Origin of the sequence: Actinophytocola sp., from assembly GCF_036555685.1 — a bacterium.
Lineage (GTDB): Bacteria > Actinomycetota > Actinomycetes > Mycobacteriales > Pseudonocardiaceae > Actinophytocola.
In genome coordinates this window covers 16,509-29,522 of sequence record NZ_DATBKY010000273.1, presented here as the reverse complement: position 1 = coordinate 29,522, position 13,014 = coordinate 16,509, and the positions used below count along the sequence as shown (strand labels likewise).

General features: G+C 70.4%; 10 protein-coding genes. All 10 read right to left on the bottom strand.

From position 1 onward, the window contains the following. Positions 1–16: 16 nt before the first annotated feature. Positions 17–799 (bottom strand): ATP-binding cassette domain-containing protein, encoded by a 783-nt coding sequence (locus VH969_RS27875; RefSeq protein WP_331979526.1) that lies wholly within the window; start codon positions 797–799, stop codon positions 17–19. Beyond that, positions 768–2,669 carry a dipeptide/oligopeptide/nickel ABC transporter permease/ATP-binding protein gene (locus VH969_RS27870; protein WP_331979524.1) on the bottom strand — a complete coding sequence of 634 codons (1,902 nt, stop codon included), beginning with the start codon at positions 2,667–2,669 and terminating at the stop codon, positions 768–770. The genes VH969_RS27875 and VH969_RS27870 overlap by 32 nt, the downstream gene beginning before the upstream one ends. Next, positions 2,666–3,607 (bottom strand): ABC transporter permease, encoded by a 942-nt coding sequence (locus tag VH969_RS27865; RefSeq protein WP_331979522.1) that lies wholly within the window; start codon positions 3,605–3,607, stop codon positions 2,666–2,668. The genes VH969_RS27870 and VH969_RS27865 overlap by 4 nt, the downstream gene beginning before the upstream one ends. A 10-nt stretch (positions 3,608–3,617) precedes the next feature. Further along, the gene (locus tag VH969_RS27860; protein WP_331979520.1) at positions 3,618–5,177 is read right to left on the bottom strand and encodes an ABC transporter substrate-binding protein; all 1,560 of its coding nucleotides are present in this window, start codon (positions 5,175–5,177) and stop codon (positions 3,618–3,620) included. A 19-nt stretch (positions 5,178–5,196) separates the two neighbouring features. Beyond that, positions 5,197–6,882 (bottom strand): CocE/NonD family hydrolase, encoded by a 1,686-nt coding sequence (locus VH969_RS27855; RefSeq protein WP_331979518.1) that lies wholly within the window; start codon positions 6,880–6,882, stop codon positions 5,197–5,199. Continuing rightward, the gene (locus VH969_RS27850) at positions 6,879–7,700 is read right to left on the bottom strand and encodes an SDR family NAD(P)-dependent oxidoreductase (RefSeq protein WP_331979516.1); all 822 of its coding nucleotides are present in this window, start codon (positions 7,698–7,700) and stop codon (positions 6,879–6,881) included. The genes VH969_RS27855 and VH969_RS27850 overlap by 4 nt, the downstream gene beginning before the upstream one ends. Positions 7,701–7,726: 26 nt before the next feature. Beyond that, positions 7,727–9,283, bottom strand: coding sequence for a class I adenylate-forming enzyme family protein (locus VH969_RS27845; RefSeq protein WP_331979514.1), 1,557 nt, complete (start codon positions 9,281–9,283; stop codon positions 7,727–7,729). Positions 9,284–9,295: 12 nt separating this feature from the next. Next, the gene (locus tag VH969_RS27840) at positions 9,296–10,474 is read right to left on the bottom strand and encodes a thiolase family protein (protein ID WP_331979512.1); all 1,179 of its coding nucleotides are present in this window, start codon (positions 10,472–10,474) and stop codon (positions 9,296–9,298) included. A 129-nt stretch (positions 10,475–10,603) separates the two neighbouring features. Beyond that, positions 10,604–11,779: a PucR family transcriptional regulator gene (locus VH969_RS27835; RefSeq protein ID WP_331979510.1), complete on the bottom strand. Its 1,176-nt coding sequence runs from the start codon at positions 11,777–11,779 to the stop codon at positions 10,604–10,606. Positions 11,780–11,837: 58 nt separating this feature from the next. After that, complete coding sequence (locus tag VH969_RS27830; RefSeq protein WP_331979508.1) at positions 11,838–13,010, bottom strand: phthiocerol/phthiodiolone dimycocerosyl transferase family protein; 1,173 nt, start codon at positions 13,008–13,010, stop codon at positions 11,838–11,840. Between the last annotated feature and the right edge of the window lie 4 nt (positions 13,011–13,014).

Here is a 13,014-nt window from a genome sequence, read left to right as displayed (position 1 = left end):
CCTGTTGAGTGGCATGTCACCCGGCCTCCGTTGTGCTCGCGTGCCGGGTCGCCGTGAGCAGCGCCCGGGTGTAGGGATGGCTGGCTTCGCGCAACACGCGCTCTGCGTCGCCTTGCTCGACGACGTGCCCGCCCTTGAGCACCGCCACGCGGTGCGACATGTGCTCTACGACGTCGATGTCGTGCGAGATGAACAGGTACGCCATGCCCAGTTGCCGCTGCAGGTCCAGCAGCAGGTTCAGCACCTGCGCCTGCACGGACAGATCGAGCGCGCTGGTCGGTTCGTCACAGATGACGAGGTCCGGCTCCAGGACGAGGGCGCGGGCGATCGCGATTCGTTGCCGCTGACCGCCGGAGAACTGGCGGGGGTAGCGCCGCGCCGCGTCCGCCGCGAGCCCGACCCGCAGCAGCGCGTCGGCCACCCGCGCGCCCGCCGCCACGCGGTCGAGCCGCCTGCGTACCCGCAGCGGTTCGGCCAGCGTCGAACCGACCGTGCGGGACGGGTTCAGCGAGCCGTTCGGGTCCTGGAAGACGACCTGGACCCGGTCGGCGACTTTTCGCCGCGCCGCGCCGGTCAGGTGGGTGATGTCCACTCCCGACAGCGAAATCCGCCCGCCGGTGGGCCGGACGAGCCCGAGCACCGCGTTGCCCACAGTGGACTTCCCGGACCCCGACTCGCCGACCAGACCCAGCGTCTCACCCGTGCCGACCCGGAGGCTGACGCCGTCGACCGCGCGGACGCGGCCGGCGAACTCGACCCGCAGGTCGTCAATCTCGAGCAAGCACGCCGGCTCGGGCATGGTCGTCCTCCTCGGTCAGCTCGGTGTGGTGCAGGCAGCGGGTGTGGCGACCGGCCGCCGGTTCGGCCATCGGGATCTCGCCCGACTCGCACGCGGCCGTGGCGAGCGGGCACCTCGGATGGAAGTGGCAGCCGGCCGGCCTCGCCCACGGCTCGGGGACCATGCCCGGGATCGCCGCCAGCGGCGTCCGCGGCGGCATCCGCTGTGGACTGCAGCCGACGAGGCCGGCGGTGTACGGATGCCTCGGCGTCCGGAAGAGCTCGGCGCCTGGCCCGCTCTCGACGATCCGGCCCGCGTACATCACGTACGCCCGGTGGCACACCTCGGCGATCACGCCCAGGTCGTGGCTGATGAGCAGGATCGCCATGCCCCGCTCGGCCTGCAACCGGTGCAGCAGGCCCAGGATCTCCGCCTGCACGGTGACGTCCAGCGCGGTCGTGGGCTCATCGGCGATCAGCAGCTCCGGATCGCCGGCGAGTGCCATGGCGATCGCCACGCGCTGTGCCATCCCGCCGGACAGCTCGTGCGGGTAGCGGCGCGCCAGCTGGGCGGGCTCCGGCAGCCGCACGCTCTCCAGCAGCTCGAGCGTGCGGATCCGCGCCGCGCCGCGCGAGCAGCCACGGTGGCGGCGCACGAGCTCCGCGACCTGCCGGCCGACCGGCGCCACCGGGTCGAGACCGCCGATGTGCTCCTGCGAGATCAGCGCCACCCGGGAACCGCGCGCCGCGCGGTATGCCTGCCGGCCGCCCGCGGTGAGGTTCTCGCCCGCGAGGTGGACGGTGCCCGCGGTGAGCTCGCCACCACGCGGCAGCAAACCGAGGATCGCGCGGCCGGTGATGCTCTTGCCGCAGCCGGACTCCCCCACGAGCCCGACGGTCTCGCCTGGACGGATGTCGAGATCGACCCCGTCCACGACGGTGTGCGTGCCGTGCGAGGTCGGCAGGGCTACGGTGACGCCGCGAAGCGCCAACAGCGCACCGGGAGCCGGCTCCTCCTGTGTGGACGGAGGCGCTGCGCGTCGGCGTCGCGCGGGCGGGGCGGCCGAGGTGACCCGGTCCGCGGTGGCGTCGCGCACGGCGTCGCCGAGCAACCCGAACGCGAGCACGGTCAGGCCGACCACCAGTCCGGTCGGCACCAGCAGCCAGGCCTGCTGATCCACGACCTGGGCGGCGTCGGTGATCATGCCGCCCCACGTCGGCGTCGGTGGCTGCACGCCGAGCCCGAGGAACTCGATGCCGGCCTGCGCGATCAGCGCCCCGCCCGCGCCGATCGCGGTCTGCACGATGATCGGGCCGGTCACCCGGGGCAGCACCTGCCCGGTGATGATGCGTGTCGACGGCAGGCCCGCCACCCGAGCCGCGGCGACGAACGTCTCCTGCTTCACCGCCATGGTCGCGCCGCGAACCACCCGCGCGAGCGACGGCGCGCTGAGCACACCGACCGTGATCATCGCCGCGGTTTCGTTGCTGCCCACCACGGACAGCACGACGAGCAGGGTGATGATCACCGGGATCGACAGCGCCAGGTCGATGATCCAGCTGGCGATCCGGTCGACCCAACCACTGAGGAACCCGGCCAGGAGGCCGGTGACCACGCCCAGCACGAGCATCGTCAGCACGGCGACCGCGACGCCCGCGAGGCTGACCTGCCCGCCGTACATGAGGCGGGTCAGCACGTCGCGGCCGAGGCTGTCGGTGCCGAGCGGGTGCGTCCCGGTCGGCCCCGACAGCACGTGATCGAGGTCGGTGGCCTCCGGGTCGTGCGGTGCGAGCACGGGGGCCGCCACGGCCGCCACGACCACGAGCACGAGGTAGGCCAGTGCCGCTATCGCCGTGGGCCTGCGCAGAGCTGTCGTGCGAGAAGCTGTCACCGGGCACGCACCTTGGGGTTGAGCAAGCCGTACGTGATGTCGACGAGCAGGTTGACGAGGACCACGATCACCGTGAACGTCACGGCGATGCCCTGGATGACGGGCAGGTCGTGCTGGACGGTGGACTGCACGGCGAGCCCACCGAGCCCCGGCATCGCGAACACGGCCTCGACGAAGACGGTGCCGGTGAGCAGGCCGACGAACACCAGTCCGATGACCGTGACGACCGGGATCGCGGCGTTGCGCAGTGCGTGCCGCAGCACGATGGACCGCTCGGCGGCGCCGTTCGCGCGCAGGCTGTGCACGAAGTCGCGGCTGAGCGCGTCGAGCATGCCGTCGCGGGTCTGCTTGGCGATGACCGCTGTCGGCGCCAGTGCCAGCGCGACCACCGGCAGCGCGATGCTTCCCGCCCAGCCGGACAACGATGTCGCCGGGTCCACGTAGCCCGTCGCCGGCAGCAGCCCCAACGTCACCGCGAAGACCGTCACGAGCACGAGCGAGAACCAGAAGACCGGAACGGCGAACCCGACGAGTGACAGCGCGTCGACCAACCGGCCGAACGCGCCGCCACGGATCGCGCTGACCACACCCAGCGCCACGCCGGCGAGCGCGGCGAGCACCGTGGCACACACGATCAGCGACAGCGTGACCCCCAGCCGGCTCGTGATCTGCTGGCCGACGTCGAGCCCGCTGATCGGGGACACCCCCAGGTCCCCCCGCAGCGCGCCGCTGAGCCAGTGCCAGTACTGGGTGAGCACCGGCTCGTCGAGCCCGAGCTGGTGTCGCAGCTGGAGGTAGCCCTCCTGGGTGAACGTGTTGCCCAGGATCGTCCGCGCCGTGTCGCCGGGTGTGAGCGCCTGCAGCACGAACGTCAGCAGGGACACCAGGAGCAGGAGGGGAACGGAGATCAGGAGCCGGCGCAGGATCAGCCGAAGCACGAGGATCACCTCATCCCGTGAAGGTCCACTCGAGCGGGTTCGGGGTCGGCCGGTTCGGCGTCGCCGCGACCCCGTCCACGCCCTGCCGCGCGTAGTAGCTCACCGGCTGGAACAGCACCGGCACGAACCAGGCCTGGTCGACCAGCTGCTCGATGATCTGCTTGTCGTAGCCGGGTTTCGTGTCGGGATCGGCCTGCGCCGCCTGCCCGTACAGGGACTCGAGCTTGGGGTCGGTGCTGTGGAAGGGGTTGAACGGCGTGGCGTTCGGCAGGAACAGCAGCGGGCCCATCAGGTGTATGGGCATCGTGCCGAACGCGATGCCGTACGCCGGGAACCGGCCACTGAGCATGTCCTGGATGTACTTGTTCGTGTCGGACGTGTCGGAGATCTTCAACCGCACCCCGACGTCCGCGAGCTGGTTGGCCATGACCTGCAGCAGCGGTGTCGTACCGGACGGGCCGGAGAAGCTGACCACGGGCAGCGTGAACCCGTCTGGGTAGCCGGCTTCGCGCAGCAGCTGCTTCGCCTTGTCGGGGTCGTGCGGGTAGGCCGTGTCCTCGCTGTACCCGGACTGTCCCGGGAGGACGATCTGCTCGGTCGGCGTCGGCCCCCCGTACGTGTCGACGAGACCGGCGGCGATCTTCTTCCGGTCGATCGCGTAGTTGAGCGCCTGCCGGACCCGCACGTCACCGAGGGCGCGCAGCTTGGCACCGGCCCGGTCGGCGAGCGCGAGACCGACGAACGTCTGCGGCACGGAGATCACCCGCACGCCGGCGGCCTTCGCGGCCTTGTCGGTGTTCGGGGCGCCCTGCACGAGGTCGACCTGACCCGTCCGCAGCGCGGCGAGCGCCGAGTTCGGGTTGGGCAGGATCTTCACCACGACGGTCCTGAACCGCGCCGCATCGGGGTTCCAGTAGTGCGGGTTGCGGACGAAGGCGTAGTGGTCGCCCTCGACGGTCTTCGACCGGTCGAGCATGTACGGGCCGGCACCGACTGTCTGGGTCGCCAGTTTCGCCGGGTCGGCGAGTGCCTTGCCGCTGACCATGTCGCCGGGGCCGTAGAACTCCGACAGGACCGCCGCGATCGAGGGGTTGGGCTTGGACAGTGTCATGCGGATGGTTCGCTCGTCCACGACCGTGACGTCCTTGACGTCGGCGAGCTGCGCCGCCGTCGACAGCTGCGCGGTGCCGCGGAACCGGTCGAGGTTCGCCTTGACCACGTCGGCGGTCAGCGGTGACCCGTCGCTGAACTTGACGTTCTCGCGCAGTTCGAGCTCGAACGTGGTGTTCCCGTCGCCGACGTAGCGCCACGAGGTGGCCAGCCCCGGCTTGAGCTTGCCGTCCGACGCCATCTTGATCAGCGGCTCGTACGCCAGCTCCAGGTACCAGAGGCTGGAGCCGTTGGCATTGCCCGGATCGAGGTTGGGTGTGGGCGGGTAGGACGTGCCGATGTTCAGCGTGGTTTTCGTGCTGGACACCGGGCTGGCGGCGCCCGGACCCGCGCAGCCGGTCGCGACCAGGACGAGGACGAGGGCCGCTGCCAGAGATACCCGCTTGCGTGTGTTGATCATCTTTGACCACCACCTTCTGCTAATGCGTGGTGTGGGTGTGGATTTCCAGGCGGGAGGGATGCGCCGGATCGTGGAAGATCGTCTGATCGGCGACCAGCGGGACGGTGTCGGCGCCGATCGCGTTGCCGGTGTTCATGTTGCGGTCGAACCAGGGGAAGTCGCTGGAGCACAGGAGCACCCCGAGCCGGTGGCCGGTGGCCAGGCGGTGCGCCACCGGGCCGAGGTGGATCTCGTACTCCTCCACCGCGCCCGGTTCGACGGGCAACTCCCGGTCGACACCCTTGCGATGTCGTGCCCGGGTGAGGGCGGAGGTGATGAGCATCCATCTGCCGTCCGGGTGGACATCGACGAGCCGTGCGACGAAGTCGGTGTCCACGGCGGACGTGCTCGCGTGGACGAACACGGTGGCGTCGCCGGCGAGCACGAGTGGCTCGTCGAGGCTGCGCGCCGTGTAGGTGAGGACATCGGTCCGCTCGACCAGCACGCGCTGGTCACGCGGCCCCGCTGGTCCACTTGCGATGATGTTGCCGCTGACCCGGCCGCCGAGTGTGCGCACCGGGTCGGCCGGGTCGTACCGGTAGCGGTCCGGCGGCTCGTCCTCCGCCGGCATCGAGCCGGTCAGCCCGCCGCCCGAGCGCAGGTACCAGGTCCGGCGGCTCGCCTCGGCCGGCGGCCACGTGCTCGCGTCGCGCCACCGGGTCTCGCCCGGGACGAGATACCGGATGGGCGGGACCTCGGGACCGGCGCCCTTGAGATGGCGGTCGAGGAACGCCAGCATCGCGGGCTGCACGGATCCCGGGCCGGCGGCCGGCACGCCCAGGTTGAGCTCGCCCTGGACGGGGCCGGCGCTGTCGTGCGTCCACGGCCCCAGCACGAGCCGGTGGGCGTCGCGTACCTCGGGTGCCGTGCCGGTACGCAACCGGCGGAACTGGTCGACCGTGCGAGCGGCGTAGAAGTCGTACCAGCCGCCGATCAGCATTGCCGGCACCGCGACCCGCTCGATGGCGAACAGCGGCGGCGTGCCCGCGGCGTCCTCGCGCAGGATCTCCTCGAGCGTGACCGGCATACCGGGCCGGTCGAAGACCGTGCTGGCATCCAGTGGCAGGTGCTCGACCACCTCGGCGCAGTCCGCCGCGACGGCCGCGAGCTCGGCGGGGACGGCCCGACCGTCTCGTGTGTACTGTCCGACGAGGGCGTTCAGGTACCAGGAGACCCAGGTATGCAGCCAGAACGCGCCGCCCGTGTCGAGGTAGGCGGTGGCCCGGTCGCCGGTCAGCATCGGCACGATCGCGCGCAGGTGCGGTGGTCGCGCCATGGCGCCGAGCCAGCACAGCGCACCGGGATAGGACGCGCCGAACATCGCCACGCCGCCGTCGCACCACGGCTGTCGGGCGGCCCACTCGACCGTGTCGTAGGTGTCGTCGGCCTCGATCGCCCACATGCTCGGGGTCAGCCCCGCCCACTCGCCGGCTGAGGCGTACCGGCCCCGCGTGTCCTGGACGACGACCGCGTACCCGGCGGCGACGAGCCGGTCCACCTGGTAGAAGCCGCGCTCCCCCGCGGCCAGGCTCTTGTCGTAGGGCGTGCGGTGCACGAGCGCCGGCCGCACGCCGCCGCCGGCCGGCCGCCACACGTCGGCTCGCAGTACCACACCGTCGCGTACCGGCACGGCGACGTCGGTGTCGACCACGAACCCGGTGCTCATGGGGTGTCCCGGGCGGTCACGCTCATGTCGCCGGTCATGCCGGCGCTCGCGGTGAGTCCGCCGTCGACGACCAGGACCGTGCCGGTCATCCAGCGCGATCGGTCGCTCGCCAGGAACAGCACCGCCTCCCCGGTGTCCCAGCCGGTTCCCTCGGTGTGCAGCGGGGCGGCGAGCCTGCGCCGCTCGCGGTTCTCCTCGGACAGGCCCTGGGCGTAGACCATGGGTGTGTAGGCGAATCCAGGTGCGACGGCGTTGACCCGGATGCCGTCCGGGCCGTGGTGCACGGCCATCGACTTGGTCAGCCCGATGATCGCCGCCTTGGTGGTCGGGTACGCGATCGCCGGGTGGCCGCCGCGCATCCCGAGGACCGAGGAGATGTTGACGATCGAACCGGCGCCGGCCGCCCGCATGTGCGGGATGGCGAACCGGGACATCAGGAGCATCGACGTGACGTTGACCCGCAGGCACGCGTCCCATGCGTCGACGGCCACGTCCACCACGGTGCCGGCGGGCCCCGCGGTGCCCACGTTGTTGACGAGGACGTCGACGCGCCCCCAGGTGTCCATCGCGGAGGCCACGACGCCCGCGCAACCGGCCTCATCGGACACGTCGGCCGTGACCGGTACGCAGTCACCGCCCCGCTCGGCGATGAGTTCGAGCGTTTCCTTCATGTTGTCGAGCGACCGGTCGACGAGCATGACCTTCGCGCCGGCCTCCGCCAGCAGGACGGCCGCGGCCTTCCCGTTGCCGATGCCCGGAGCGAGCGAGCCCGCGCCCGTGACGATCGCGACGCTGCCGTCGAGTCCAAGATCGTTCATGGCCATCTCCTCGTGATCCGGGGTGCTCAGACTCGGCTCGTCCGGCCGCTCCAGTACGGTTCGCGCACGTCGCGTTTGAGCACCTTGCCGTTGGGACTGCGCGGAAGCGTGTCGATGAAGTCGACGCTCTTGGGCGCGCGGACACCGCCGAGCCGCTTCTTGCACAGCGCCATCAGCTCGCTGTCGCTGACCTGCAGCCCGTCGTTCAGCTCGACGACGGCCTTCACCGCCTCGCCCCACTCGTGGTCCGGCACGCCGATGACCACGCAGTCGCGGACGGCGGGATGCCCCCAGATCACCTGCTCGATCTCCTGCGGGTAGATGTTGACCCCGCCGGAGATGATGAGGTCCTTCTTGCGGTCGGTGATGTGGAGGTAGCCGTCGTCGTCGAGGTGTCCGACGTCGCCGGTGTGCAACCAGCCGTCGACGATCGTCTCCTCGGTCTTGTCCGGGGCGTTGTAGTAGCCCTTCATCACCAGGTCGCCGCGCACGCAGATCTCGCCCTTGGTGCCGGCGGCAACCGGACGGTTGTCGTCGTCGAGGATCGCGACGGAGATCAGCGGGTACGGGCGGCCGCAGGAGGACAACCTGGCGTCGGGCGCGACCTGCCCGTCGACGAAGTGCTCCTCCGGGCGCAGGTACGAGATCGCGGCGAACGCCTCGACCTGCCCGTAGCACTCCATCATCACCGGGCCGAACACCTCGAGGGCGCGGCGCAGTTTGTCCACGGACATGGGCGCGGCCGCGTACAGCACGTAGCGCAGCGACGAGAAGTCCCGCTCCTCGATCCCCGGCGTGTCCAGCAGCCGGTAGATCACCGTCGGCGGCAGGAAGAACTCGGTCACCCGATGCTGCTCGATCGCGTCGAGAACGGCGGTTCGCTCGGGCTTCTCGAGGATGACCACGGTTCCGCCGCGCGCGCTCGCCGGCATGCTCATCATCCCGGCGGCATGTGTCATCGGCGCGGCCGCGAGGTTCACGATCGGCTCGTTCGCGCCGTACTGGAAGGCCATCATCAGGTGTGCGAAGCACACCGCGAACGTGCGGTGGGTGTTCATCGCTCCCTTCGGCAGCCCGGTGGTACCGCCCGTGGGGGTCACGGCGACCACGTCGTCCATGTCGTACTCGACCGCGGGGCCCGACGTCGGCAGGCCGGCGGTCCACGTGGCGAGTGAGGGCGCGTCGGCGAGGTCCGCGTCGATGCACACGAACTCGCGCACCTTGGGCAGGCCGGGTCGCATCTCGCGCACCGTGTCGGCGAGCGAGCTGTGGAAGAACAGGACCTCGCAGTCGAACCCCGTGAGCAGGTGCAGGTTGTGCGCGGTCGGGCTCGCCGGGTTGAGGGGGACCCAGGCGAGCCCGGCGCGCCAGATGCCGAGCACGCAGAACCAGGCGACGGGGTCGTTGGGGCACAGGACCGCGGCCTTCGTCTCCTTGGCGAACCCCGAGCGCAACAACGCGTGCGCCACCTGGCACGACGTCGTACCAGCGTCCTGGAATGTCCACTGGCGACCGCCCTTCACATAGGCGATGCCGTTCGGGTTCTGCCGCCAGCCCCGGTCGAAGAAGTCGATGATTGCCACAGTGGTCTCCCGTTATCCACCCAGTACCGTGATGACGGCGACTGCCTCTTCGCCGGCGTGGAAGCCACCGGCGTTCTCGGCTATCGCCACCCTTGCCCCAGGCACCTGCCGCCGGCCGGCGGTGCCACGTAGTTGTGCGACGAGTTCGTGGATCTGTGCCAGGCCTGTCGCGCCCAAAGGGTGTCCTTTGGACACAAGACCCCCGGACGGGTTCACCGGAATGCGTCCGCCCAACGACGTCTCTCCCCGCTCCGCGGCGGGACCGCCGTCGCCGACCTCGCACAGACCCAGCATCTCGGTCTGGAGGACCTCGGCGAACGATGTCGCGTCGTGGACCTCGGCCACCGAGACGTCCCCGGGTCCAACGCCCGCCTGCTCGTATGCCCGGGTCGCGAGCAGCCGGGTGATGTGCTGGTCGTAGTCGGCGAGGTCACGGTCGGTTCCGCTGCCGGCGACGCTCGCCAGCACCCGCACCGCCCGGCCGTGGCGGTGTGCGGCGCGCGGGCCACACACGACGACCGCGGCGGCGCCATCGGTGATCGGCGCGCACATCGGTACGGTCAGCGGATACGTCACCGGCCGCGCCGCCAGGACCTCCTCGACGCTCATCGCGGTGCGGTACCGCGCGAGTGGATTGTGGACTGCATGGCCGTGGTTCTTCGAAGCCACGGCGGCGAGCTGGTGGCGGGAGGTGCCGAACTTCGCCATGTGGTCGCGGGCCATCGCCGCGTAGATGTCCATGAACAGGCTGTGCTCGGCGGCCGGGGCCGGCGATCGTGGCTCGGACACGTCGACGGCTCCGTCGAAGATCCGGAGCACGTCGGCGCGGGCGCCGACGTTCATCCGCTCGGCCCCGACCGCCACCACAACGTCCGCACCACCGGAGCGAACCTGGGCGATCGCCAGGTTCAGCGCGGTTGCTCCGGTGGCGCAGGCGTTCTCCACATTGAACACGGGCGACCTGGTCAGGCCCATCTTGCGCAGCGCGATCTGCCCGGCGATCATCAGCTGCCCCTCCAGCGCGCCCTGCGCGGCGCTGCCGTAGAAGACCGCGTCGACGTCTTCGAGCGCAGTCCCGGCGTCTGCCAGGGCTTCGCTGACCGCCTCTCGAACGAGATCGGCCGTGGAGTCGCCATTGTGGACGCCGAAGCGGGTCATCCCTGTTCCGGTGATCCAGACCTGGGGTGTCATGGCGGCACTCCTCGTCGATGCGGTACATCAACGATCGCCTGCCGGTCGCCGTGGATCGAGAGGCGCGGCACCAACGCGCGGCGCACATACGTTGTGGATGTGCACAACGGCGAAGCGGCGGAGCGCGTGTTACGCCTGGTCGGCTTCTCGCGCGTCCGTGTCGATGGTGGCCAGCTCCAACGCCCAGGTCACCTCGACCACGTCGTTGGTGCACGTGAGCGAGGCTCCGGTCAACTCGCCGAACTTGTGCAACCGGTGGCGCAAGGTGTTGGGGTGTACGACGAGCTCCGCCGCGGTCGCCGCGGTGCTGAGGCCGTTGGCGAGGAAGGCGCGCACCGTGTCCAGCAGCAGCCTGCCGAACTCACCGTGCTGGTGCAGCGGAGTGAGGTAGCGACCGGTGAGGTAGTCGGCGACCTCGCGGTCCGCGACCGCCGACAGTCGCCACGACAGGTCCGCGAGCGTCAGCACACCGGTACGGCCCAGCCGCCAGGCCGCCTCGAGGACACGCCCCGCGGTCCGGAAGGAGTCCGCGACATCGGCCAAGATCGCCTGCGGCCCCATACCGAGCACCAGATCGGAGGTGTCCCCCGGGGCACGCGCCACGACACCCGCGAGATCGCCGCCGACGATCCCGATCAGGCCGCTGCGGCACGAGGTGCTTCCGCGCTGCTCGAGCTGGCGGCGCGTCGGCTCCACGTTGCCGGCCGCCCGGCTGCGGCCCCGGACGGCGAAGTAGCAGGTGGTGGGATCCAGTCCGAACAAGACGCTCTGGCTGGCGACCTCGGTTCGCTCGAGTCTCCCGGTGAGCAGAGCGTGGATGAACTCGGCTTTCCGCTGCGCGTCGTACAGCGCGTGCTCGATACGCAGTTCCTGGTAGACGAGTGCGATCTGCGTCGTGAACGCGTCGCCGACCGACCACAGTAGCCGGGAGCCGGCCAGCACGAGGTTGGACGCGACCTCGGCCTCCTGCGCCAACTCGACGAACCTGGCCTCGATCACGCCGATGTTGATGCGGTAGGCACGCATCATGTCCTCGACCGGAACCCCCTGCTGCACCCGCTCCGTGACGGTGATCCACGCTTCGGGAAGCTCGTCCGGGCGCGGTGCCCGATTGGCCCGTAGTGCGCGCACCGCGATGTCGAGGTTCCGCTGGGTGGACGCCCGCAGGCCGGTGAACGGAACGCCCGCGTACGAGGGCAGCTCCTGATACACCTCCGCGATCGTGCGCTCGGAGACGGCGTCCGTGGCTTCCGAGAGTGTCGCGGCAACGGCCGCGAAAACATCGTTGGTCGGCACGGCCCGCATGGGCACATGGAAACACGCGTATACGGTTCGCGTCCTTCCCGGCGAGTTAACGGTTGGGTTACACGCGCGCCGCGGTCAATTCCGACGTCACCGCGTCGACGACTTTGTCGACCGTCGGGTCGTCGTAGACGTCCGCGCGAAAGACCATGTCGATGCCCAGCCGGCCGCCGTACGTGCTCGCCATGTACATCGGGTACCGCTGGCGCCAGCCATAGGGCCAGATCCAGAAGTCGGCAATCGACAGATCTGGCGAAGCCGTCAACTCGGGCACGGCACCCAGGTTGCTCACGATCGCCGCGCCCAGATTCGCCCGCGGGTAGTTCATGGCGTCGCCGACCGAGTCGTCGAGCATGTTGTGGTGCGGCTCCCGGTCGGCGATCGCCGCGAGCACCGTGGCACGGACGTCGCGAGCGACCGGGACGACGCCGGTGCTGGTCGCCTCGACGGTGACCGCGCTTGCGAAGTTGGTCGTGTCGGTAGGCCCGACCTGCGGCTCGACCCGCGCACGCAGGTCCACCACCGCCCAGATCGTCGTCGGCGACATCTCGCCGAGCAATGCGCGCTGCCCGCCCACCACGGCCGCCGCGAGCAGCCCGTACACCGACACGCCGGCCGCCCGGGCACGGGACACGAGCGCCGCCGTGTCGGCCGCGGTGAGCAGGCTCCGCCGGTACCGCAACGTCGGCAACGCCGCGGACACCGGCCCGGCGAGCGTCGGGGCCGAGCAGGCGGCGCCCAGACGATCGCTCAGCACCGTCAGCGGCGGATCAGGCAGCGACGGCGGGAGCAACGGAGTGGCGATCCTGGTGCCGGCGACGATGTCCGCGTACAGCCGCCACAGCAATTTGCAGAGTGCATACATGTGCTTGCCATCGCCGACGCAATGATCCAGGTAAAGGGCGACGCGCGCCCGTTTGCCCTGCTGCCGCTCCACGATCACTGCCGACAATGAATGTCCGACGTCCCACTCGGCGGCGATGTCTCTCGGGTAGCCGTCGTCCTCCATCCACGTCGAGCGGAACCGGGCGCCGGCGCCGTTGGTGGAGTCGAGGACGTAGCCGTGTCCGTCGTGCCACACGCGACCGTGCAGCGCCGGATACCGCTGGCAGAGCATCCGATACGCGCCGGCGAGCGCGACGTCGTCAAGCTCGCCGACACATTCGGTGACGAAGGCGGTCGGTGCGTTGAGGTGGGCTACTTCGTACCGGTCGAGATGGCGGATGAGGGTCACGGTT

Bases quoted from the DNA above. Each gene is read 5' to 3' on its own strand.
- VH969_RS27875 (WP_331979526.1), bottom strand. From the start codon at position 799: ATGCCCGAGCCGGCGTGCTTGCTCGAGATTGACGACCTGCGGGTCGAG.
- VH969_RS27855 (WP_331979518.1), bottom strand. From the start codon at position 6,882: ATGAGCACCGGGTTCGTGGTCGACACCGACGTCGCCGTGCCGGTACGC.
- VH969_RS27835 (WP_331979510.1), bottom strand. From the start codon at position 11,779: ATGCGGGCCGTGCCGACCAACGATGTTTTCGCGGCCGTTGCCGCGACA.
- VH969_RS27860 (WP_331979520.1), bottom strand. From the start codon at position 5,177: ATGATCAACACACGCAAGCGGGTATCTCTGGCAGCGGCCCTCGTCCTC.
- VH969_RS27850 (WP_331979516.1), bottom strand. From the start codon at position 7,700: ATGAACGATCTTGGACTCGACGGCAGCGTCGCGATCGTCACGGGCGCG.
- VH969_RS27840 (WP_331979512.1), bottom strand. From the start codon at position 10,474: ATGACACCCCAGGTCTGGATCACCGGAACAGGGATGACCCGCTTCGGC.